Genomic DNA, 23226 nt, shown 5'->3' with positions numbered 1-23226 from the left:
ACCTGCCCGGCGCCTGCCGGCGCGAACTGCCCGAGGCCACCGGCCCGTTCCAGCCGCGGGACGCCGCCTGGACCGCCGACGGCACCGGCCGACCTCTGGGATCCCTCTCCATGCGCACCAAGACCTTCGCGGCGGCCGCCCTCCTCGCCGCCGCCGCACTGACCCTGACCGCCTGCGGCGGCGGTGACGGCAGCGACAGCTCCAGTCCCGTCTCCGTCGTCTCCGAGGAGTCCGGCTCCGGCAAGGCGGGCACCGTCCTCGACCAGCCGTTCGAGAAGCCGGACCTGGTCCTGACCGACACCCACGGCAAGACGTACGACCTCCGCAAGGAGACCGCGGGCCGGCCGACACTGATCTACTTCGGCTATACGCACTGCCCCGACGTGTGCCCGCTGACGATGAGCAACATCGCCGTCGCCAAGAAGCAGCTGCCCAAGGCCGAACAGGACAAGCTGCGGGTTGTGTTCGTCACCACCGACCCCGGCCGCGACACCCCGGCCGAGCTGGGCAAGTGGCTGAACGGCATCGACAGCCAGTTCATCGGGCTGACCGGGAGCTTCGCCACCATCCAGGCGGGCGCCCGCACCCTCGGCATCTCCATCGAGCCGACCACGAAGGACAAGAACGGCAAGCTCGTCTCGGTGCACGGCACCCAGGTCTTCGCCTTCTCCCCGAAGACCGACCGCGGCTACCTCTACTACGGCGAGGACACCACCGTCGACGACTACACCAAGGACCTCCCCAAGATCGTCAAGGGGGAGAACCCGTGAGGGCCTGCGCCGCGGCTGCCGCCGCCCTGACCGGCGCCCTGCTCCTGACCGGCTGCGGCTCCTCCGGCCCGGACTCCGGTGCCGGCTCCACGACAAAGGCCGGGTCCGGGAAGGCCGTGCTGTCCGTCAGCTCCGCCTACATGCCCGAGCCCGTCTCGGACATGGCGGCCGGCTTTCTGACCCTCGCCAACGACGGTGGAACGAAGGACGAACTGACCTCCGTCACCAGCGACATAGCCGGCAGCGTCACCGTCCACGAGACGGCGGGCGGAGCGATGCGTGAGGTGGCCGCGCTCCCGGTACCGGCGCACGGCCGGGTCGTGTTCGCCAGCGGCGGCAACCACCTGATGTTCGACCGGCTGAAGCGCAAGCCGAAGCAGGGCGAGAACGTGACCGTCGCACTGCACTTCGCCCGGTCCGGCACCATCCAGGTCCGGATGCCGGTGAAGGCCGCGACGTACACCCCCGCGACCGGACACTGAGGGAGCCACCGTGAGCCCGACCATCGCCCCCCGCGTCCGGACCCTCGTGCTGCTGTTCGTGGCCGCGCTCGGCGCGCTGCTCGCCGGTGCCGCGCCGGCCTCCGCGCACGCCGCGCTGACCGGCAGCGACCCCCAGCAGGGGGTGGTGGTCAAGCAGGCGCCCGCCCGGGTCTCCCTGACCTTCTCCGAGAAGGTCGCCCTGAACGACGACGCGCTGCGCGTCCTCGACCCCAAGGGCAAGCGCGTCGACGACGGCAAGCCGTCCGAGGTCAGCGGCACCACGTACGCCGTGGCCCTGCACAGCGGGCTGCCCGACGGCACGTACACCGTGACCTATCAGGTGGTCTCGGCGGACAGCCATCCCGTCTCCGGCGCCTACACCTTCTCCATCGGCGCCCCCTCCAAGACCTCCGTCTCCGTCGGCGGGCAGGGGGCCGGGGGCGGCGTCGTCGGCGGGCTGTACGGGCTCGGCCGGTATGTGTCGTACGCCGGTTTCATCGTCCTGACCGGTGGTGCCGCGTTCGTGCTGGCCTGCTGGCGGCGCGGCACGGGGGTGCGGGCCGTGCAGCGGCTCGTGGTGTCCGGCTGGGTCGCCCTGACCGCGGCCACCCTGGCGCTGCTGCTCCTGCGCGGCGCCTACACCACCTCCGGCAAGGCGGCCGACATCCTCGACCTGGACCTGCTCGGCCAGGTCCTGCAGACCAAGTCCGGAGCGGCGCTGGTCTCCCGCCTGCTGCTGCTCGCCGCGGCGGCGCTGTTCATCGCGGTCCTCTTCGGCGCGTACGACAAACGCGACGAGGAGGAGAAACGGGATCTGACCTTCGGGCTGGCGATCGGCGGCACCGTCGTCGCCGCCGGCCTCGCGGCGAGCTGGGCGATGGCCGAACACGCCTCCGTGGGACTCCAGGCGGGCCTCGCGATGCCGGTCGACGTCGTCCACCTGCTCGCCGTCGCCGCCTGGCTCGGCGGGCTGACCGCGCTGCTCGTCGCCCTGTACTTCGCGCCGGCCGACACCCCGGTCGAGGCCGCCGCCGTGCGCCGTTTCTCCACCGTCGCCTTCGGCAGCGTCCTCGCCCTCGTCGCCACCGGCGTCTACCAGTCCTGGCGCCAGCTCGGCTCGTGGTCGGCCTTCACCGACACCCGCTACGGACAGCTGCTGCTGGTCAAGATCGGGCTGGTGGCGGTGCTCGTCGGCCTCGCGTCGGTCTCCCGGCGGTGGACGGGCCGGCTGAGCGACCCGGCCGTCCGGCAGACCAAGACCAGGGAACGCGTCACCGCTCCCGCCGCCGACCCCTCGCGCGCCGCCCAGCTCGCCCGGCAGCAGGCCGCCATGGAGGCCGCCCGGCGCAAGCAGCAGCGCGACGCCGATCCGGACCGCTTCGGGCTGCGCCGGTCCGTCCTCGCGGAGGCCGCCGTAGCGGTGGTCCTGCTCGCGGTGACCACCGTGCTCACCTCCACCGAGCCGGGCCGCACGGAGGAGGCCGCGAAGGCCGCCACCTCGTCCTCCTCCTCTTCCTCCTCGGCGGTCGCCGGGTCGGGCGCCGTCACGCTGGACATCCCGTTCGACACCGGCGGCAAGGACGGCAAGGGCGTCGTCAGCATCGACCTCGACCCCGCCCGCGTCGGCGCCAACGAGATGCACGTCTATGTCACGCGCCCCGACGGCAGCGCGTACGACGTGCCCGAGCTGAAGATCGCCTTCACGCTCACCGCCAAGGCCATCGGGCCGCTGCCCGTCGCCCCGGACCACATCACCACCGGACACTGGTCGGCGGACGGGGTGCAGATCCCCATGGCCGGCGACTGGAAGGTCGCCGTGACCGTGCGGACCTCCGACATCGACCAGGTGACCGTCTCCAAGAACGCGCAGATCGGCTGAGTGCACCATGCCCGACCAGTCCCCCTCGTCCGCCCGGTCCACCAAGGCTTCCACGCGCTCCGCGGAACCTGCCGCGGGTTCCGAGCGTGCCGCGGAGCCGCAGGGCGTCTCGCGGCGCCGGCTGCTCGGCACCGCCGGCGCCACCGGGCTCGTACTCGGCGCGGCCGGTGCGGCGGCGGGGTACGCGGCCGCGCCCGCGCAGGCCACGCCGCTCACCTCGCTCGGAGCCGGTCGCGCGATGTTTCACGGGAAACATCAGCCCGGCATCACCGACGGTCTCCAGGCCCGCGGCCATCTCGCCGCGTTCGATCTCGTCCCGGGCGCGGGCCGCAAGGAGGCGGCCGCGCTGCTGCGCCGCTGGTCGGCGACGGCGGAGCGGCTCATGGCGGGCGAGCCGGCGGCCCACGACGACACCGGCGTGGCCCGGGACGCCGGACCGTCCTCGCTGACGGTCACCTTCGGCTTCGGGCACAGCTTCTTCGGGAAGACCGGGCTGGACAAGCAGCGGCCGGTCGCCCTGGACCCGCTGCCCGCCTTCTCCTCCGACCAGCTCGACAAGGCCCGCAGCGACGGCGACCTGTGGGTGCAGATCGGGGCCGACGACGCCCTGGTCGCCTTCCACGCCCTGCGCGCGATCCAGAAGGACACCGGCTCGGCCGCCCGGCTGCGCTGGCAGATGAACGGCTTCAACCGCACGCCGGGCTCCACCGCCCACCCCATGACGGCCCGCAACCTGATGGGCCAGGTCGACGGCACCCGCAACCCCAAGCCGGCCGACCCCGACTTCGACCGGCGGATCTTCGTGCCGGCCGGTGGCGAGCCCGCCTGGATGGCGAACGGCTCCTATGCCGTCGTACGCCGTATCCGCATGCTCCTCGACGACTGGGAGAAGCTGCCGGTGCGCGACCAGGAGGCGGTGATCGGGCGGCGCAAGTCCGACGGGGCGCCGCTGTCGGGCGGCACCGAGACCACCGAGATGGACCTGGAGAAGACCGACGCGAACGGCGAGTACGTCGTCCCGGTCAACGCGCACGCCCGCATCACGCGGCCCGACCGCAACGGCGGCGCGGCGATGCTGCGGCGCCCCTTCTCCTACCACGACGGCTTCGACGCGGACGGGGTGCCGGACGCGGGGCTGCTGTTCATCTGCTGGCAGGCCGACCCGTTGCGCGGCTTCGTCCCGGTGCAGCGCAAGCTGGACCGCGGGGACGCGCTGTCGCGGTTCATCCGCCACGAGACCAGCGGGCTCTTCGCGGTGCCGGGCGGTGCGGCGAAGGGGGAGTACGTGGGGCAGCGGTTGCTGGAGGGGTGACGGAACGGGATACCGGACGCGGTGACGGGCCGGGATACCGGACGGGGTGACGGGCCGGGATACCGGACGGGGTGACGGGCCGGGATACCGGACGGGGTGACGGGCCGGGATACGGACGGGGTGACGGAACGGGATACCGGACGGGTGCCGCGGCACACGCGCTTTCCGGGTTCAAACCACTCGGTCGAGTGGCCTGCGTGAGACGCCTGAGCCGGGGCGCCCTGCGGCCATTAGGGTGAGACCATGCCAGCGAGCTATGCGTATCTCGGCCCGGAGGGGACCTTCACCGAAGTCGCCCTGCGCACCCTGCCGGAAGCCGCCACCCGGGAGCTGATCCCGTACGTGTCGGTGCAGTCCGCGCTGGACGCCGTGCGGGCCGGGGAGGCCGAGGCGGCGTTCGTGCCGATCGAGAACTCGGTCGAGGGCGGCATCACGACCACCCTGGACGAGCTGGTCGCGGGCGCCCCGCTGATGATCTACCGCGAGGTGCTGCTCTCGATCACCTTCGCGCTGCTGGTCCGGCCGGGCACCAAGCTCTCGGACATCAAGACGGTCTCCGCCCACCCGGCGGCCCAGTCGCAGGTGCGCAACTGGCTGCGGGCGAACCTGCCCGACGCCGACTGGGAGTCGGCCGCCTCGAACGCCGACGCCGCCCGCCTCGTCCAGGAGGGCCGTTACGACGCCGCCTTCGCCGGGGAGTTCGCTGCCGCGCGCTACGGTCTCGACGCGCTGGAGACCGGTATCCACGATTTCCCGGAGACCGCGCAGACGCGGTTCGTGCTGGTCGGCCGCCCTGCCCGGCCGGCCGCTCCGACCGGCGCCGACAAGACCTCCGTGGTGCTGTGGCAGCGCGACGACCATCCGGGAGGGCTGCGCGACCTGCTCGGCGAGTTCGCCACCCGCGGCATCAACCTGATGCTGCTCCAGTCCCGGCCGACCGGCGCCGGCATCGGGAACTACTGCTTCTGCATCGACGCCGAGGGTCACATCTCCGACCGGCGGATGGCCGAGGCCCTGATGGGGCTGAAGCGGATCTGTCTGCAGGTGCGTTTCCTCGGCTCGTACCCGCGGGCGGAGGCGGGGCCCGAGGACGTACGGCCGCTGCTGCTCGGGACGTCGGACGAGGAGTTCGTCGCGGCGGCCGACTGGGTGGCGCGCTGCCAGGACGGGCGGTTCTGAGCGGTCCACGCCAGTCCTACCTGCATATCTTCGTTATCCACAGAAGTTATCCACAGGTGGGCTTCTCGACCTGGGGACAAGTCGACAGAGAAGCCTCAGTCAGTCGACAAATCGGCCTACAGGACCCAAGTGCGCCCACAGGTGCACGGGTCACACTTCGTCCACCTGTTTCCTTTGAACAATCCTTTGGAGCGAACACTTTCCACTCGAAAGTGCGACTAAAAGACCTGTGCGCCGGGAATCCTCAGGTCCGGTTACGGTCACGGAGTGATCAATTCCGAAGTCCACAGATCTTTCTCACACCCTGTGGATAACTTTCCGCGGGTTGTGGATTCCTGTGGACGGCGCGGGCCCCAAGTCCCGCCACCCACAAGCCAATCGAGCCGGCGGAGCCCTGAATGGACACACCGCGCAATTGACCCATAACGCACCGTAAGGAACTATTCGGCGCGCCCCTCCAATAGTGAGTCGTGAGCCGTCACCCGGCACCGGTAGCCTTGACCGCGTGATTGACCTTCGCCTGCTTCGTGAGGACCCCGACCGTGTGCGCGCCTCTCAGCGCGCCCGTGGAGAGGACGTCGCGCTCGTCGACGCTCTCCTGTCTGCCGACGAGCGGCGCAGGTCCTCCGGCGTCCGCTTCGACGAGCTGCGCAACGAGCAGAAGTCGCTCGGCAAGCTGATCCCCAAGGCCTCCGCCGACGAGAAGGCCGACCTGCTCAAGCGGGCCGAACAGCTCAAGGCCGACGTCAAGGCCGCCGAGGCCGAGCGCGACGCCGCCGACACCGAGACCCAGGAGCTGCTGCTCCGCCTCGGCAACCTGGTCCACCCCGACGTCCCCGTGGGCGGCGAGGAGGACTTCGTCACCCTCGAGACGCACGGGGTGATCCGCGACTTCGGCGCCGAGGGCTTCGAGCCCAGGGACCACCTGGAGCTCGGCCAGCTGCTCGGCGCCATCGACACCGAACGCGGCGCCAAGGTCTCCGGCTCCCGCTTCTACTTCCTCACCGGCGTCGGCGCCCTGCTGGAGCTGGCCCTGGTGAACGCCGCGCTGGCCCAGGCCACCGCCGCCGGCTTCACGCCGATGCTCACCCCGGCGCTGGTGCGCCCGCAGTCCATGGCCGGCACCGGCTTCCTCGGCCAGGCCGCGCAGGACGTCTACCACCTCGACAAGGACGACCTGTACCTGGTCGGCACGTCCGAGGTGCCGCTGGCGGCGTACCACATGGACGAGATCATCGACGCCGACCAGCTGCCGCTGCGCTACGCCGGCTTCTCGCCGTGCTTCCGCCGCGAGGCCGGCTCGCACGGCAAGGACACCCGCGGCATCTTCCGCGTGCACCAGTTCGACAAGGTCGAGATGTTCTCCTACGTCACCCCCGAGGAGTCGCAGGAGGAGCACAAGCGGCTGCTGGAGTGGGAGAAGCAGTGGCTGACCTCGCTCGAGCTGCCCTTCCGCGTGATCGACGTCGCCTCCGCCGACCTCGGCGCGTCGGCCTCCCGCAAGTTCGACTGCGAGGCGTGGATCCCGACCCAGGGCAAGTACCGCGAGCTGACCTCCACCTCGGACTGCACCGAGTTCCAGTCCCGTCGGCTGTCCATCCGCGTCCGTGAGGACAAGAAGGTCCGCCCGCTGGCCACGCTCAACGGCACGCTGTGCGCCGTACCGCGCACGATCGTGGCGATCCTGGAGAACCACCAGCTGGCCGACGGCTCCGTCCGGGTGCCCGAGGTGCTGCGCCCGTACCTGGGCGGCCGGGAGGTCCTGGAGCCGGTGGCCAAGTGAGTTTCCCCTACGGGCTCGTCGCCACCGACCTCGACGGAACGCTGCTGCGCTCCGACGAGTCGATCTCGCAGCGCACCCGTGACGCGCTCGCCGCCGCCACCGCGGCGGGCGCCGCCCACATCGTCGTCACCGGCCGCGCCGTCCCCTGGACCCGGCACATCCTCGACGACCTCGGCTACCGCGGCCTCGCGGTGTGCGGCCAGGGCGCGCAGGTGTACGACGCCGGGGAGCACCGCCTGCTGACCACGGTCACCCTGGACCGGCAGCTGGCCGGGGTGGCGCTGGCGAAGATCGAGGCGGAGGTCGGCCCGCTGTATCTGGCGGCCAGCCGTGACGGCCTGGACGGCGAGGTGCTGGTCGGCCCGGGGTACGCGCTCACGGGCTCGCTGCCCGCGACGCCGTTCGCGGACGCGTCCGATCTGTGGAGCGCCCCGCTGAACAAGATCTACATTCAGCACCCCGAGCTGTCGGACGACGAGCTGGCCGAGGCGGCCCGGCGTGCGGCGGGCGGCTTCGTCAGCGTCGCCATGGCGGGCGCGGGCATCGTCGAACTGCTGCCGCTGGGTCTGTCGAAGGCGACGGGGCTCTCGCTGGCGGCGCGCCGGCTGAAGCTGAAGGCGGCCGACACGATCGCCTTCGGCGACATGCCGAACGACGTACCGATGTTCGCCTGGGCGGCGCGGGGCGTGGCCATGGCCAACGCGCACGAGGAGCTCAAGGCGGTGGCCGACGAGGTGACGTCCTCCAACGAGGAGGACGGGATCGCGGCGGTACTGGAGCGGCTGCTGCCGTAGCGGGGGCCGCGCCGTCGGGGGGCTGATCCGTCGCCGGGTGCGGACTCCGTCCCGGGGGCTGATTCCGTCGCCGGGTGCGGACTCCGTCCCGGGGGCTGATTCCGTCGCCGGGTGCGGGTAGTGGTGGGCTGGTCGCGCAGTTCCCCGCGCCCCTGGGGCGTTGCAGCCGCTGGGGCGTTGCACCCGCTGGGGCGTTGCACCCGCTGGGGCGTTGCAGCCTGGGGCGTTGCAGCTGCCGTCTGCCGCAGGTGGGCGCGTTGTCGGCGACGGAACCGTAGGTCCCTGGGGGCGCGGGGAACTGCGCGACCAGCCACCCCCTCACCCGCACCCGGCAACGCACCGCGGACAACAACGGCGCGGCCCCACCTCAGCCAGCCCCAGTGGCAACGTCTCGCGGAGGATGCACGATTCGAACGTGCGCGGGCCTTTCGACCCGACCACGGTTTAGCAAACCGGTGCCTTACCACTCGGCCAATCCTCCGGGTGGGCGGCCCACGCGAGAGCGACATCGCGTGCTCGAAGCGGCCGCCCCGGGCAGCTCCCCGTGCGGTGGGGACTCGACGGTGGCGTAACTACACCGTGGTCCGCCGCGGGCTGCCCTGTCGGGAGCTGGACGTACTGCCGTGCATGGACATCGCCCCGCTCCTCTCCCAGACGGTGGCGCCGGACGCGATCGTCCGGCGGTGTGGACACCGACTACTGTGCCGGAACGGCGAGTTGGGCGCCACCGATTAATCACGTGGCCCCGCCGGCGTCACCGGCGGGGCGAGGGCCGGCGGCCACCGGCGGGGCGAGGGCCGGCGGTTCCTACTCCTCGCCCGCCAGGGTGAGCGCCCGCAGCTTCTGCCCGGCGTACCAGGTGGCCAGCACGGTGACCGCGATCAGCAGCACCGTCGCCGTCGTCAGCCCCACGTCCGAGGTGACCAGGTCACCGCCGGCGACCTTGTGGGCCACGGCGAGGGACCACTGCTGGATGCTGAGCGTGCGGGCGCCGGGGACCAGGGAGCCGAACAGCGCCTCCCAGACCAGGGCATAGACCAGGCCGAAGACCACCGCGTGCCGGGAGACGGTGCCCAGCAGCAGGAACACGGCCGCGTAGGCGATGGAGGAGACCAGCGCGGCCACCGTGTAGGCGACGGCGATCTGCTGGCCGTTGCCGTTGAGGATCAGGCCCGCCACGAGCGTCGGCACGGCGGAGAAGACCATCGTCACGGCGATCGCGACGATCAGCTTGGTCACGATGATCGTGGGCCGCTTGAGCGGCTTGGACAGCAGGTACACCACCGAGCCGTCGTCGATCTCGGGCCCGATCGCGCCGGTGCCGGCGATGACGCCGATGATCGGCACCATCGTGGCGAGCGCGAAGCCGCCGAGGACGTCGGAGGCGGTCTGGTCGTCGGCGCCGGTGAGGGCGCGCACGGCGACGGAGATCACGATCAGCAGCAGCGGCAGCGCGCCGAGGATGAGGGCCCGGCGACGGCCGAGCAGGGCTCGGTAGGTGAGCCGGGCGACAGTGGGGTCGTACATCTTCGGCCTCCTACGCCGCGACCAGGTAAGAGAAGACGGACTCGAGGGACTCGTCGGAGGGCGAGACCGTCAGCAGCCGGATGCCGTTCGCCTTGGCGACGCGCGGCAGCAGGGCGGTGAACCGGGCGAAGTCGACGGCCTGGATGCGCAGCGCGCCCTCGGCGTGGTCGACCTCGATGCCGGAGGTGGACGGGTCGGAGATCAGCGCGGCCGCGAGGGCACGGTCGTCGCTGGAACGCACCAGGTAGCGGTGCGGCCGGTCGGTCATCAGGCGGCGGATCTCGCGGAAGTCGCCGCTCGCCGCGTGGCGTCCGGCGACGATCACCTCGATGTGCCGGGCGAGCTGCTCGACCTCCTCGAGGATGTGCGAGGAGAACAGCACGGTGCGGCCCTCGTCGCCCATGCGCCGCAGCAGGTCCATCAGCTGCATGCGCTGGCGCGGGTCCATGCCGTTGAACGGCTCGTCGAGCAGCAGCAGCGAGGGGTCGTGGACGAGGGCGCTGGCCATCTTCACGCGCTGCCGCATGCCCTTGGAGTACGTGGCGATCCTGCGGTCCTGCGCGTACTCCATCTCGACCGTCGCGAGGGCCCGCTGGGCCTCCTTGTCGCCGAGGCCGTGCAGTTCGGCGTTGGCGACGACGAACTCGCGGCCGGTGAGGAAGTCGTACATCGCCTCACGCTCGGGGACGATGCCGATGTGCCGGTAGATCTGCTCGTTGCGCCACACGGCCTGCCCGTCGAGGGTGACGGTGCCGGTGGAGGGGGCGAGGAAGCCGCCCATCATGTTGATCAGGGTGGACTTCCCGGCGCCGTTGGGGCCGAGCAGGCCGGTGACGCCGGGCCCGATGGTCATCGTGACGTCGTTGACGGCGACCACGTTGCCGAACCAGCGGGAGACATGGTCGAGAGACAGAGTGCTCATGGGCGCAGCCCATTCCTTGGAAGGGTGGTGGCGGGCGACGGGTGGGCGGTCACAGTCCCACCTTCTTGTAGCGGCGGTTCAGCAGCCCGTAGCTCGCGGCGATCAGGCCGAGGGTGACGAGGACGTAGATCGCTCCCTGGGCGTGGGAGGGTCCGTCGCCGCCGGGGAAGGCGGACGAGGAGCCGAGGAACGCGGACTGGACACCGTCGATCAGCGTCGTCGGCGAGAACAGGCCCAGCCACGCGATCGCTCCGGTGCTGTTCTGCGCGTAGGCGATGCCCTGGACGACGGAGACGGCGCCGTAGGAGATGGTCAGGACGGCGATCACGGCGGCGATGCCGAAGCCCCGGCGCGGTGTGACGGAGGCGATGACCAGGCCGATCCCGGCGAAGAGGAGCGACAGCAGTGCCACGGAGACGAGTCCTTGTGCGAATCCCTCGGTCTGGTCGGCGAAGTCCAGCTTGGCGAGGAGCGCGCCGACGTAGAGCACGAGCAGCGGGGTGGCCGTGAGCAGGAACAGCGCCGAGGCCAGCGCGGCGAACTTCGCGCGTACGTAGTCGGCGGTCTCGATGGGCCGTGAGAAGTACAGCGGGACGGTCTTGAAGCGCAGGTCGCGCGAGACCGACTGGGGTGCCTGCGAGGCGACGTACAGGCTGATGACGGCCTGCATGATGATCGCGTAGCGGGTGTAGTCGACGGGCAGGTCCTTGGCCTTCGTGGCGACGGCGACCGCGACCATGATGGCGGCCGGCACGCACATCACCACGAACAGCAGCATCGGCAGCACCTTGGACTTGACCGACCGGCCGAGGCCGTAGGCACCGCGCAGGGACTGTGTGTACAGCGAGCGGCGGGCGTAGGCGCGGCCGAGGCGCGGGCCGTCGTAGCCGCGGTAGCCGATGTCGTGGATGCGGGACCCGTCCCGGGAGGACGGGGCGAGGGGCTGCTCAACGGCCATGGCTCACGGCCTCCTTCCGGCTGTCGTCGCCGCGGCTGTCGTCGCCATGGGTGAAGACCTCCGAGATGTGGTGCCGGCGTTGTTCCATGCGCACCAGGCCGAGGCCGAGGTCGGCGACCAGGTCCCGGATCAGGTCGTAGGTCTCCTCGCCCTGCGCGGTCAGCAGCAGGGTGTGGCCGGCGCCGGGCAGGCCGCCGCCGTCGTCGTGGGTGGTCACCCCGCGCGCGTGCAGCGCCTCGCGGACCGCGCGGGTGCCGTCGGGGTGCTCGTCGCTGTCGGTGACCTCGATCGCGAGGGTGGTCGTGGTCTGCGTGAAGTCGGTGGTGGAGCTGGAGCGCAGGAGCTTGCCGCCGTCGACGACGACGACGTGGTCGCAGGTGCGTTCCAGTTCGCCCAGCAGGTGGGACGTGACCAGGACGGAGATGCCGAAGTCGGTGTGCACGCGGCGGATCAGGCCGAGCATCTCGTCGCGGCCGACCGGGTCGAGGCCGTTGGTCGGCTCGTCGAGGAAGACCAGCTGCGGGTCGTGCACCAGGGCCTGGGCGAGCTTGACGCGCTGCTTCATGCCCGTGGAGTAGCCGCCGATGGGGCGGTAGCGCTCCTCGTACAGGCCGACGTGGCGCAGGGTGTCCGCGGTGCGCTCGCGGGCCGCGGTGGGCGGCAGGCCGGACATGCGGGCCATGTGCACCACGAACTCGGTGGCCGAGACGTCGGGCGGCAGGCAGTCGTGCTCCGGCATGTAGCCCACGCGTTCGCGGATGGCGGCGCCCTTGGTGGCGACGTCGAGGCCGAGCACCTCGGCGCGGCCCTCGCTCGCGGGGGACAGACCCAGCAGGATCTTGATCAGGGTGGACTTGCCGGCGCCGTTGGCTCCGACGAGTCCGGTCACACCGGGTCCGATGTCCACGGACAGCCGGTCGAGCGCGGTCACCCTCGGGAACCGCTTGCTCAGGCTTTCGGTCGCGATCACAGTCACGTCGTGAACAGTAGTGACGCAGGCCACGGAAATCGTCAGACCGCAGAGCCGTCCTGGTATCAGACTCCAGTCGTACGGGCCCGTAGGGGATGTGGTGCCTGAGAGCTACGGACGGCCCCTCCACCCCTGTCCGCGTCTCCTTGATTCCCCACCTATTGACTCCGCGTCTAACAAGTGCCAGATTCGCTCAGGTCAAGTTACGGGCACGTACCGCAGTCGACGAGGACCGCTGGAGGCGTTGGGATGACGACCGCAGTGACCCGGGAGATCTCCGCTGAGCTGCGAGGTTTCCAGCGGGTACAGCGCCTGGCCTACGAATGCGCCGAGGCGGTGGCGGCCCGGTTGCGACCAGGAGTGACCGAGCGCGAGGCGGCGCGGATGCAGCGGGAGTGGCTGCGCGAGCGCGGGGTGCGGGACTGGTTCCACATGCCGTTCGCCTGGTTCGGCGACCGCACCGCGTTCGTGAACTTCCGGGTGCCGCTGCAGTTCTTCCCCACCGACCGGCGCCTGGAGCCCGGGATGCCCTTCATCCTGGACATGGCCCCGGTGTACGAGGGGTACACCGCGGACATCGGCTACTCCGGCTCGCTCGGGCCGAACCCGGTGCAGAACAAGCTGATGGCGGACCTGGAGGCGCACCGCGAGCTGATCCTGCGCGAGGTGCGCGAGCGACGGCCGCTGCGCGAGATCTACGAGGACGTGGACCGGCTCATGGTCCGCCAGGGCTACGCCAACCGGCACCGCGCCTACCCCTTCGGCGTGATCGCGCACAAGGTGGACCGGGTGCGGGAACGCCGTTTCGCCCCGCGCCTGTTCGGCTTCGGCACCCAGTCGCTGAAAGGACTGCTCTCCGACGCCGTGCACGGTCACCGCGAGGGCTGGTCGCCGCTGTGGTCGCCGTACCGTTTCTCCGACCATCCGCCGCAGCCGGGCCTGTGGGCGGTCGAACCCCACCTGGGTTTCCGCGGTACGGGCGCGAAGTTCGAGGAGATCCTGGTCGTGACCGACTCGGAGGATCCCGCGGAGAGTGCCTTCTGGCTGGACGACGATCTGCCGCACGTGCGGCGCTGGGCGGAGGACAAGTGACGGTCATGGGTGCTCGTGAGCGCCGGGTGCGCGCCGGCGACGTGGAACTGTGCGTGGCCGAACTGGGTGACCCGGGCCGGCCGACGGTGATCCTCGTGCACGGCTATCCGGACAGCAAGGAGGTCTGGTCCGAGGTCGCCGTCCGGCTCGCCGACCGCTTCCACGTCGTGCTGTACGACGTGCGCGGCCACGGCGCCTCCACCGCGCCGAAGCCGTTGCGCGGCGGATTCACGCTGGAGAAGCTCACGGACGACTTCCTGGCGGTCGCCGACGCCGTCAGCCCGGACCGGCCCGTGCACCTGGTGGGGCACGACTGGGGCTCGGTGCAGTCGTGGGAGTTCGTCACGGTCAAGCGCACCGAGGGCCGCATCGCCTCCTTCACCTCCCTGTCCGGGCCGTCCCTGGACCACTTCGGCCACTGGATCAACAGGCGGCTCACTCATCCCACGCCCCGCCGTGTCGGTCAGCTCCTCGGCCAGGGCGCCAAATCCTGGTACGTCTACCTGCTGCACACGCCGAAGCTGCCCGAACTGGCCTGGCGCGGTCCGCTCGGCAAGGCCTGGCCCGGCATCCTGCGGCGCGTCGAGCGCACGCCCGACGGCGACTACCCCACCGCGTCGCTGCCCACCGACGCGGCGCACGGCGCCTGGCTGTACCGCGACAACGTCCGCGCCCGGCTGCGCAGGCCGCGCACGGACGCGTACGCGCACGCGCCCGTGCAGCTCATCACGCCGGTACAGGACGCGTTCCTGTCCGAGCGGCTCTACGACGATCTGGAGCTGTGGGCTCCGCAGCTGACGCGTCGCACGCTGCCGGCCAGGCACTGGGTGCCGCGGACGCGACCCGACCAACTGTCCGCGTGGATAACCGAGTTCGTCACCTCGGTCGAGGACGGGCGGCAGCAGGTGCGGGCCACCGGCCGCCACGCCGACCGCTTCGGCGGACAGCTCGTCCTCGTCACCGGAGCGGGCAGCGGTATCGGCCGGGCCACGGCGTTCGCGTTCGCCGAGGCCGGGGCGCGGGTGATCGCCGTCGACCGGGACGCCGAGGCGGCCGCGCGGACCGCCGAGATGTCCCGGCTGGTGGGCGCACCGGCCGCGTGGGCGGAGGCAGTTGACGTCTCCGACGAGCAGGCGATGGAGAAGCTCGCGCAGAAGGTCGCCGTCGAGTACGGCGTCGTCGACGTGCTCGTGAACAACGCCGGGATCGGCTTGTCCGGCAGCTTCTTCGACACCACACCGGACGACTGGCGCAAGGTCCTGGACGTCAACTTGTGGGGGGTCGTGCACGGTTGCCGTCTGTTCGGGCGGCAGATGGCCGAGCGGGGCCAGGGCGGCCACATCGTCAACGTCGCCTCAGCGGCCGCGTACCAGCCGTCCCGCGCACTGTCCGCCTACAGCACGTCCAAGGCGGCCGTGCTGATGCTCAGCGAGTGCCTGAGGGCCGAACTCGCCGAGCGAAGCATCGGGGTGAGCGCGATCTGCCCCGGCTTCGTCAACACCAGCATCACGGCCACGGCGCGCTTCGCGGGTGTGGACGCGGAGGAGGAACGGCGACGGCAGAAGCGCACGGCGCGGCTCTACGGCGCGCGAAACTACCCGCCCGAGAAGGTTGCTGACGCCGTGTTGGACGCCGTGGTGCGGAACGCCGCCGTGGTGCCGGTGACGCCCGAGGCGCGCCTGTTCCACGCCATGTCACGGTTCACTCCTCGGATGTTGAGGGCGCTGGCGCGGGTCGAGCCACCGGTGTCGTGACAACACCCCTTGTTGCCCGGTGGTGTTGATCAACAGCTGTTAGCGTGAGTGTGGTTGTCCACAGAGTGACCAAGTAGCCTGTGGATAACCGCACTTGCTTGTGGATCAAACCTGCGCTCGAAAAAAATGTGCGTGATCCAGCTCTCTCGCGTCATGATGACGGCATGAACAAAAACGACACGGACGACAGACGCGTCGTGCGGGTCTCGAAGTACCTGTCCAAGCATCTGCGGCACCGGCCGGACCGCATCGGCGTCGTGCTGGACGAGGGCGGCTGGGTCGAGATCGACGCGCTCCTCGCCGCGGCGGCCCGCCACGGCTTCCCGATCACCCGGGAGGAACTGGACCACGTCGTCGCCGTCAACGACAAGCAGCGCTTCGCGATCGAGGGTGGCCGGATCCGCGCCAGCCAGGGCCACAGCGTCGACGTGGAACTGGGCCTGCCGCCGGCCACCCCGCCGCCGTACCTCTACCACGGCACCGTCGCGCGTCATCTGGACGCGATCCGCGCCGAGGGGCTGCGGCCCATGAACCGCCACGACGTGCACCTCTCGGCCGACCGGGAGACCGCCGTCCGCGTGGGCGCACGCCGCGGCAGGCCCGTGGTGCTGGCGGTCGACGCCGGTGCCATGCACCACGACGGCCATGCCTTCCACGTCAGCGCCAACGGGGTGTGGCTGACCCGTGCCGTACCGCCCCGCTACCTGCGCTTCCCCGAGAGCCACTGACAGACGTCGGCGCCTGGCACTGACACGCGTCGGCGCCGGGCACTGACAGGCTTCGGCGCGGGGCACCGGTGATCGTTTCACGTGAAACAGGGGTGTGCCCCTACCCTCGGGGGTTATGAGTCTGCGCCTGAGCACCGTGATCCTCCCCTACCGTCGCTGGCACGAAGGCGGCCGTTCGGCCTGGACGCGGGCCGAGGAGCTCGGCTTCCACACCGCGTACACCTACGACCACCTCTCCTGGCGCAGCTTCCGGGACGGCCCGTGGTTCGGCGCCATCCCGACCCTGACGGCGGCCGCGTCGGTCACCGACCGGCTGCGCCTGGGGACGCTGGTGACCTCGCCGAACTTCCGGCACCCGGTGACCCTCGCCAAGGAACTGATCTCCCTGGACGACATCTCCGGTGGCCGGGTCACCCTGGGCATCGGCGCGGGCGGCAACGGCTTCGACGCCACGACGCTGCTGCCAGAGGGCCAGGAGCCGTGGACGCCGCGGGAGCGCGCCGACCGGTTCGCCGAGTTCGTGCCGCTGCTGGACCGGCTTCTCACCGAGGACGCGGTCACCTACGACGGGACCTTCTACTCGGCGCAGGAGGCGCGCAACATCCCCGGCTGTGTCCAGCGGCCCCGGCTGCCCTTCGCGGTGGCCGCGACCGGACCGCGCGGGCTGAAGCTCGCCGCCCGCCACGGACAGGCCTGGGTGACCACGGGTGACCCGAAGCTGTACGAGAACGGCACCCCCGAGCAGTCGGTGCAGGCGCTGGGCGCCCAGATGCAGAAGCTGTCCGAGGCCTGCGCCGCCATCGGGCGGGACGTGGCCGGGATGGACAAGGTCCTGCTGACCGGCTTCACCCCGGACCGCAGCCGTCCCCTGGAGTCGCTGGACGCCTTCGTGGACTTCGCCGGCCGCCACCGGGAGCTGGGGTTCACCGAGATCGTCATCCACTGGCCGATCCCCGACTCGGACTTCGCGGCGGACCAGAAGGTCTTCGAGGACATCGCCATGGAGGCGCTCGCGCAGCTGGGATGACATGGCGGCGGAATTCCGGCGGGGCCGGGGAAGCCGCCCTGAGCCGTCAAGGTCGAGGGCTCGGCATGGGGGAAACCCTCAGATGCCCTCAGATGTGCACAGTGCCGCACGGTCGTGCGGGCATATGCGGGACAATGGCCCGGTGACCTCAGCGACCCGACAGCCCGAGACCCCGGCCTCCGCTCTCCCGCCGCGGTTGATCGCCACCGATCTCGACGGCACCCTGCTGCGCGACGACAAGTCGGTGTCGCCGCGCACAGTCGCCGCCCTCGCCGCCGCCGAGGAGGCGGGTATCGAGGTCTTCTTCGTCACCGGCCGCCCGGCGCGCTGGATGGACGTGGTCAGCGACCACGTCCACGGCCACGGCCTGGCGATCTGCGGCAACGGCGCCGCCGTGGTCGACCTGCACGGCGGCCCCGGCGCCCACCGCTTCGTGAAGGTGCGCGAGCTGGCCCGGGAGAACGCGCTGGACGCCGTACGACTGCTGCGGGACGCGGCGCCGGGCACCGTGTACGCCATCGAGCAGACCTACGGCTTCAACCAGGAGCCGGACTACCCGAAGCTGCACATGGAGATCCCCGACGTCCTGCTCAGCGCCGAGGAGCTGCTCGGGCCGAACGGCCCACTGCCCGACGAGCCGGTGCTCAAGATCCTCGCCTACCACCCCTCGATCGAGCCGGACGCGTTCCTCACCCTGGCCCGGCTGGCGATCGGCGAGCGTGCCAACGTCACCCGGTCCAGCCCCAGCGCCCTGCTGGAGATCAGCGGTCCGGACGTCTCCAAGGCCAGCACGCTCGCCCTGTGCTGCGCCGAGCGCGGCATCTCGCACGAGGAGGTCGTCGCCTTCGGGGACATGCCCAACGACGTCGAGATGCTGACCTGGGCGGGCCGGTCCTACGCCATGGGCAACGCCCATCCGGACGTGATCGCCGCGGCCTCGGGGCGGACGGTCGCCAACAACGACGACGGCGTGGCGGTGGTGATCGAGCGGCTGCTGGCCGAGCGCGGCCAGGCCCCGTCGACCTGGGCATAGCGGCCGACAGCGGCCCCTGGGGGCGTCCGGGGGCTCGGCCCGTGCGGACACCGCCCAGGACCACGCCCTCGCCCGGACCCAGACCGGCCGTGGAGTGCGGTGCTTTTCAGTCGGCAGTCGGTGCCGGCCACCTCGTCGGCGCGGGCTGTGCGGTGCGGTGCCTTTCACACGGGGCGCGGTGCCTTTCGACCGGGGCGCGGTGCCGACCGGGGCGCGGTGCCGACCGGGGCGCGGTGCCGACCGGGGCGCGGTGCCTTCAGCCGGTGCCGGTCACCCCGCGCCCCGTCGGCGTCAGCCGACGCGCACGCCGCGTTCCGCCAGCCACGGCACCGGATCGAGCGCCGACCCCATCTCGGGCGTGATCCGCACCTCGAAGTGCAGATGCGGACCGGTGGAGTTGCCGGACGTGCCGGACTGGCCGATCCACTCTCCCGCCAGCACCTGCTGCCCCGCATCGACGCCGGCGGAGGCCAGATGGCCGTACTGCGTGTAGTAGCCGCCCGGGTGCTCGAGCACGATCTCGATGCCGAAGGCGCCGCCGCAGGACACCCGCACCACCCGCCCCGCGCCCGCCGCCCGCACCGGCGTGCCGATCGGCACGGCGAAGTCCTGCCCGGTGTGCCGGTGCGCCCAGTGCGAGCCGTCGCTGCCGAAGCCCGCGGACAGCTGATAGGTCTCCACCGGCGCGACCCACGCGCGCGTACCGTCCAGTGGCGGCTGTGCAAGGCGGACGGCACCGCGGCAGCTGCCCGCCGCGACGGACGCATCGGCCTGTCCCTGGAGCCGGGTCCGGGCGTCCTCGAGCTTCGCCTCGATGCCCTTCTTCAGCGCGGCGAGCGCGGCGCTGCGCTGCTCCAGCGCCTGCCAGGTGGCCGCCGCCCTGGCCTCGTCGGCGCTCAGCCTGGCCTCGGCCCGGTGGTTCCGGTCGATGGCGCGGGTCACGGTCCCCTGGACCCGGGCGAAGGCGTGCTGTCCGCGCAACGCCTCCTCGGGGCGGTCGGTCAGCAGGAGCCGCGCGGTCATCGGCAGCCCGCCGCCGCTGCGGTACTGGGCCCGCGCGATACGGCCCAGGTCCTTGTGCAGCACCCCCAGCTGCTGCCGCTGCCGTTCCAGCAGTGCTTCCGCGCGCAGGGCCCGCAGACGCTGGGCGCCGGCCTCCCGGCGGCCCTGCTCGTACCGCTGGGTCGCCGCGGCCGCGTCCTGGTAGAGCCGCGCGACCTCCGCCCCGGCCCTGGCAGCGGAGTCGGCGCCTGGTTCGCCGTCGTCCGGGGCAGGGGCGGCCGCGAGCACCGCCAGCGTGCTGAGCAGGGCAGCGAGGAGCAGCGGGCGGCGGCGAAGTGAGCGCATGCCGCCGATCGTCGCGCGGTACGTGTCACGCGGCCCTGTCCGTGTCGTACGACTGGGGGAGCGGTGTGCTGCGGACGGGTGCGAAGCGGGGTCCTCCGGCGTGTCGGGTGGCGGGCCCGTGCGGGGCCCCCGTCCGCGGCTGCCCCGGTGCCGTCAGTGCGCTGCCACCAGCAGCTCCGCCTCCGCCTCCCGGGCGGCCATCCGCCGCAGCGGCCCCTCCTCGGCGACGAGTCGCGCATACGGGCCGCGCTGCACGACACGGCCCTCGTCGAGCACGATCACCTCGTCGACGGCCTCGAGACCGGCGAGCCGGTGCGTGACGAGCAGTGTCGTACGGCCCTCGGTGGCGGCCAGCAGGTCGGCGGTGAGGGCGTCGGCGGTCGGCAGGTCCAGGTGCTCGGCGGGCTCGTCCAGGACGAGGACGGGGAAGTCGGCGAGCAGGGCACGGGCCAGGGCCAGACGCTGCCGCTGCCCGCCGGACAGCCGCGCGCCGTGTTCACCGATCAGCGTGTCGAGACCGTCGGGCAGGCTGTCCGCCCAGGTGAGCAGCCGGGCCCGGGCCAGCGCCCCCCGCAGATCGGCCTCGGCGGCGTCCTTCCGCGCCAGCAGGAGGTTCTCGCGCACCGAGCTGTCGAAGAGGTGCGCGTCCTGGGCGCAGAGCCCGACGAAGCGGCGTACGTCGTCGCCGTCGAATGCGCTGGCGTCCGCACCGGCCAGGGTGTACGACCCGGCGGCCGGGTCCAGGAAGCGCAGCAGGACCTGCGCGAGGGTGGTCTTGCCGGACCCGGACGGGCCGACCACGGCGATCCGGCGTCCGGGACGCAGGGTGAGGTCGACACCGGCGAGCGCGTCGCGGTCCTGGCCCGGGTAGCGGGCGGTCAGGCCCCGCACGACGACCGGGAACGGCGTGGCGGGCGCCGAGAGCGGCCGCTCCGGCTCCTCGACGGGCGCGGGGGAGTCCAGCACGTCGTAGACGCGCTCGGCGCTCCGGCGCACCCGCTGCCGGTACTGCACGGCGAGCGGCAGGGACGTCACGGCCTCGAACGCGGCCAGCGGCGTCAGCACGACGACCGCCATCGCGACGCCGCTGAGCCGTCCGGCGGCGACCGCCTGGGCGCCGACCAGGGCGGAGGCGGCGACCGTCAGCCCGGACAGGAGCGCGGTGAGCCCGTCCCCGAGCGCGGTGGCACCGGCGGCGCGTGCGGCGATCCCGGTGAGCGTCCGGTCGGCGCGGGCGGCCTCGGCGGTACGGGCCGGCAGGGCACCGGCGACGGTGAGTTCCGCGGTGCCGGTGAGGACATCGGTGACCCGGGTGGCCAGCTCACCGCGGGCGGGTGCGAGCCGGCGTTCGGCGTGGCGGGCGACGGCGCCGGTGAGCGCCGGGACGCCCACGCCGGCCGTGAGGAGACCGACGGCGAGGACCGCACCGGCCTCCGGCAGCAGCCAGGCGGTGAAGCCGACCGCGGCGGCCGACACGAGCGCGGCGGCCCCGGCGGGGAGCAGCCAGCGCAGCCAGTAGTCCTGCAACGCGTCCACGTCACCGACGAGCCGGGCCAGCAGATCGCCCCGGTGCCGGGCGCGCAGTCCGGCGGGTGCCAGCCGCTCCAGACGCCGGTAGACCGCGACCCGGGTGTCCGCGAGCATCCGCAGCACCGCGTCGTGCGACACCAGCCGCTCCCCGTAGCGGAACACCGCGCGGCCGATGCCGAAGGCGCGGGTGGCCGTCACGGCCACCATCAGATACAGCACGGGCGGCTGCTGCGAGGCCCGGGAGATCAGCCAGCCGGAGGTGGCCATGAGACCGACGGCACTGCCCAGCGCGAGGCCGGCGAGCAGCAGCGCCAGCAGCAGCCGTCCGCGCCGGGCCCCGGACATCGCGCGGACGCGGGCGAGGACACTCCCCCGGCTGGTCCGCTGCTGCGCCGCGGGGTCGGTGGGGTGCGCCCCGGCGGCCGCGTGCCGGTCGTCGTTTCCGCTTGCCGCGCTCGCGGCCGGTGCCGTGGTGGCCTCCGGCCGCATCGCGCGATCCGTGTCCTCGAGTCGCACGATCCGGTCCGCGACCTTGAGCAGCGCCGGCCGGTGGACGACCAGCAGCACGGTGCGGCCCACGGCGAGGCGACGCACGGCCTCGACGACCTCGGCCTCGGTCCGGCCGTCGAGTGCGGCCGTCGGCTCGTCCAGCAGCAGCACCGGCCGGTCGGCGAGGAACGCGCGGGCCAGCGCGAGGCGCTGCCGCTGCCCGGCGGACAGCCCGGCCCCGTCCTCGCCCAGCAGGGTGCCGAGCCCCTGGGGCAGCGCGTCCACGAAGTCCAGTGCCCCGGCGTCGGCGAGCGCCCGCCGTACGGCGGTGTCGTCGGCGTCGGGGCGGGCCAGGCGGACGTTGTCGGCGACCGTGCCGGCGAACAGCTGTGGCCGTTGCGGCACCCAGGCGATCTTCGACCGCCACTGCTCCAGGTCGAGGTCGGCGAGGTCGGCGCCCCCGATCCGCACGCGCCCGCCGGTCGGCCGTACGAAGGCCAGCAGGACGTTGAGCAGGGTCGACTTGCCCGCACCGCTCGGGCCGACCAGGGCGACCGTCTCCCCCGGTGCGACGGCGAAGGACACGTCCGTCACCGCGTCCGCGGAACGGCCCGGGTAGCGCACGGAGACGCCGTCGAAGGCGATGCCTCCGGCCGGCACGGCCCGCGTGCCCGACGGCGGCAGCGGAGTCTCCAGTACGGCGAAGATCTCCTCCGCCGCCGCCAGTCCCTCGGCGGCCGCGTGGTACTGGGCGCCCACCTGCCGCAGGGGCAGATACGCCTCCGGCGCGAGGACGAGGACGACCAGGCCGTCGTAGAGCGTCATCTCGCCGTGGACGAGCCGCATGCCGATCGTGACGGCGACCAGGGCGACGGACAGCGTGGACAGCAGCTCCAGGGCGAAGGAGGACAGAAAAGCGATCCGCAGGGTGCGCATGGTCGCCTGGCGGTACTCGCCGGTGATCCGCCGGATCGAGTCGGCCTGCGCCTTGGCCCGGCCGAACACCTTGAGCGTGGGCAGCCCCGCGACGACGTCGAGGAAGTGCCCGGACAGCCGGGACAGCAGCCGCCACTGCCGGTCCATCCGGGACTGGGTCGCCCAGCCGATCAGCATCATGAAGACGGGGATCAGCGGCAGGGTGGCGACGATGATGGCCGCCGACACCCAGTCCTCGGTGACGATCCGCGCCAGCACGGCCACGGGCACCGCCACCGCGAGCCCCAGCTGTGGCAGGTAGCGCGAGAAGTAGTCGTCCAGCGCGTCGATGCCACGCGTGGCGAGCGTGACCAGCGATCCGGTCCGCTGGCCGCTCAGCCAGCCCGGCCCGAGCCCTGCGGCCCGCTCCAGCAGCCGGCCCCGCAGCTCCGACTTCACCGCGGCGCTCGCCCGGTGAGCGGCAAGTTCGGTGAGCCAGGACACCAGGGCGCGGCCGCCGGCGACGGCCACCAACAGCAGCAGCGGATTACGCAGCGCGGACACCGCCATCCCGTGCTGGAAGGCGCCGACGACCACCTCGGCGATGAGCATCGCCTGGGCGATGACCAGCACCGCCCCCAGGGCGCCCAGGCCGACCACCGCCAGAAGGAAACGGCGGGTGGCCCGGGCGTACCGGAGCAGACGCGGATCGATTGGTTTCACGTGAAACACACC

General features: G+C 72.1%; 18 protein-coding genes and 1 tRNA gene. 12 read left to right on the top strand and 7 right to left on the bottom strand.

What is annotated here, in order from left to right:
* The first annotated feature begins 110 nt into the window (after window positions 1–110).
* The 7 genes from AB0E88_RS16310 to AB0E88_RS16280 all read left to right on the top strand — a co-directional run bounded on the left by AB0E88_RS16310 (window position 111) and on the right by AB0E88_RS16280 (window position 8199).
* Window positions 111–770, top strand: a complete 660-nt coding sequence (locus tag AB0E88_RS16310) for an SCO family protein (protein WP_361630450.1) — start codon at window positions 111–113, stop codon at window positions 768–770.
* On the top strand, window positions 767–1252 hold the full coding sequence (locus AB0E88_RS16305) for a copper chaperone PCu(A)C (protein WP_361630420.1): 486 nt from the start codon (window positions 767–769) through the stop codon (window positions 1250–1252). Before AB0E88_RS16310 ends, AB0E88_RS16305 begins: the two co-directional genes overlap by 4 nt.
* A gap of 10 nt (window positions 1253–1262) precedes the next feature.
* Window positions 1263–3131 (top strand): copper resistance protein CopC, encoded by a 1869-nt coding sequence (locus AB0E88_RS16300; protein WP_361630412.1) that lies wholly within the window; start codon window positions 1263–1265, stop codon window positions 3129–3131.
* Between the two features lie 7 nt (window positions 3132–3138).
* A complete protein-coding gene (gene efeB, locus AB0E88_RS16295) occupies window positions 3139–4443 on the top strand; it encodes an iron uptake transporter deferrochelatase/peroxidase subunit (protein ID WP_361630409.1) in 1305 nt (434 codons plus the stop codon).
* A gap of 243 nt (window positions 4444–4686) precedes the next feature.
* Window positions 4687–5622: a prephenate dehydratase gene (gene pheA, locus AB0E88_RS16290; protein ID WP_361630406.1), complete on the top strand. Its 936-nt coding sequence runs from the start codon at window positions 4687–4689 to the stop codon at window positions 5620–5622.
* Between the two features lie 505 nt (window positions 5623–6127).
* A complete protein-coding gene (gene serS, locus AB0E88_RS16285) occupies window positions 6128–7405 on the top strand; it encodes a serine--tRNA ligase (protein ID WP_361630403.1) in 1278 nt (425 codons plus the stop codon).
* Window positions 7402–8199, top strand: a complete 798-nt coding sequence (locus tag AB0E88_RS16280; protein ID WP_361630400.1) for an HAD family hydrolase — start codon at window positions 7402–7404, stop codon at window positions 8197–8199. Before serS ends, AB0E88_RS16280 begins: the two co-directional genes overlap by 4 nt.
* Window positions 8200–8593: 394 nt before the next feature.
* Here AB0E88_RS16280 and AB0E88_RS16275 read toward each other — a convergent pair.
* The 5 genes from AB0E88_RS16275 to AB0E88_RS16255 all read right to left on the bottom strand — a co-directional run bounded on the left by AB0E88_RS16275 (window position 8594) and on the right by AB0E88_RS16255 (window position 12576).
* Window positions 8594–8680: transfer RNA gene (locus AB0E88_RS16275), tRNA-Ser, on the bottom strand.
* A 326-nt stretch (window positions 8681–9006) separates the two neighbouring features.
* Window positions 9007–9726 carry an ABC transporter permease gene (locus AB0E88_RS16270; protein ID WP_361630397.1) on the bottom strand — a complete coding sequence of 240 codons (720 nt, stop codon included), beginning with the start codon at window positions 9724–9726 and terminating at the stop codon, window positions 9007–9009.
* A 10-nt stretch (window positions 9727–9736) separates the two neighbouring features.
* A complete protein-coding gene (locus AB0E88_RS16265) occupies window positions 9737–10648 on the bottom strand; it encodes an ABC transporter ATP-binding protein (RefSeq protein WP_361630394.1) in 912 nt (303 codons plus the stop codon).
* 49 nt (window positions 10649–10697) lie between these two features.
* Window positions 10698–11606, bottom strand: a complete 909-nt coding sequence (locus AB0E88_RS16260; RefSeq protein ID WP_361630391.1) for an ABC transporter permease subunit — start codon at window positions 11604–11606, stop codon at window positions 10698–10700.
* Window positions 11596–12576 carry an ABC transporter ATP-binding protein gene (locus tag AB0E88_RS16255; RefSeq protein ID WP_361630447.1) on the bottom strand — a complete coding sequence of 327 codons (981 nt, stop codon included), beginning with the start codon at window positions 12574–12576 and terminating at the stop codon, window positions 11596–11598. Before AB0E88_RS16255 ends, AB0E88_RS16260 begins: the two co-directional genes overlap by 11 nt.
* 249 nt (window positions 12577–12825) lie before the next feature.
* Here AB0E88_RS16255 and AB0E88_RS16250 point away from each other — a divergent pair, with 249 nt between their 5' ends.
* The 5 genes from AB0E88_RS16250 to AB0E88_RS16230 all read left to right on the top strand — a co-directional run bounded on the left by AB0E88_RS16250 (window position 12826) and on the right by AB0E88_RS16230 (window position 18210).
* Complete coding sequence (locus tag AB0E88_RS16250) at window positions 12826–13668, top strand: M24 family metallopeptidase (RefSeq protein ID WP_361630388.1); 843 nt, start codon at window positions 12826–12828, stop codon at window positions 13666–13668.
* Window positions 13665–15422, top strand: a complete 1758-nt coding sequence (locus AB0E88_RS16245; RefSeq protein ID WP_361630385.1) for an SDR family oxidoreductase — start codon at window positions 13665–13667, stop codon at window positions 15420–15422. Before AB0E88_RS16250 ends, AB0E88_RS16245 begins: the two co-directional genes overlap by 4 nt.
* Before the next feature lie 164 nt (window positions 15423–15586).
* On the top strand, window positions 15587–16150 hold the full coding sequence (locus AB0E88_RS16240) for an RNA 2'-phosphotransferase (RefSeq protein ID WP_361630382.1): 564 nt from the start codon (window positions 15587–15589) through the stop codon (window positions 16148–16150).
* A gap of 115 nt (window positions 16151–16265) precedes the next feature.
* Window positions 16266–17177 (top strand): LLM class flavin-dependent oxidoreductase, encoded by a 912-nt coding sequence (locus AB0E88_RS16235; RefSeq protein ID WP_361630379.1) that lies wholly within the window; start codon window positions 16266–16268, stop codon window positions 17175–17177.
* 124 nt (window positions 17178–17301) lie between these two features.
* On the top strand, window positions 17302–18210 hold the full coding sequence (locus AB0E88_RS16230) for an HAD-IIB family hydrolase (protein WP_361630376.1): 909 nt from the start codon (window positions 17302–17304) through the stop codon (window positions 18208–18210).
* 291 nt (window positions 18211–18501) lie between these two features.
* Here AB0E88_RS16230 and AB0E88_RS16225 read toward each other — a convergent pair whose 3' ends face one another.
* Together AB0E88_RS16225 and cydD are read right to left on the bottom strand one after the other, a co-directional pair.
* Window positions 18502–19557 carry a M23 family metallopeptidase gene (locus tag AB0E88_RS16225; RefSeq protein ID WP_361630373.1) on the bottom strand — a complete coding sequence of 352 codons (1056 nt, stop codon included), beginning with the start codon at window positions 19555–19557 and terminating at the stop codon, window positions 18502–18504.
* A 153-nt stretch (window positions 19558–19710) separates the two neighbouring features.
* Window positions 19711–23214, bottom strand: coding sequence for a thiol reductant ABC exporter subunit CydD (gene cydD / locus AB0E88_RS16220; RefSeq protein ID WP_361630370.1), 3504 nt, complete (start codon window positions 23212–23214; stop codon window positions 19711–19713).
* Window positions 23215–23226 lie beyond the last annotated feature (12 nt).

It is taken from the genome of Streptomyces sp. NPDC028635 (genome assembly GCF_040637635.1).
Lineage (GTDB): Bacteria > Actinomycetota > Actinomycetes > Streptomycetales > Streptomycetaceae > Streptomyces.
Note: the sequence above shows the minus strand (reverse complement) of the source record. Positions and strands in the feature narration are given on the sequence as shown.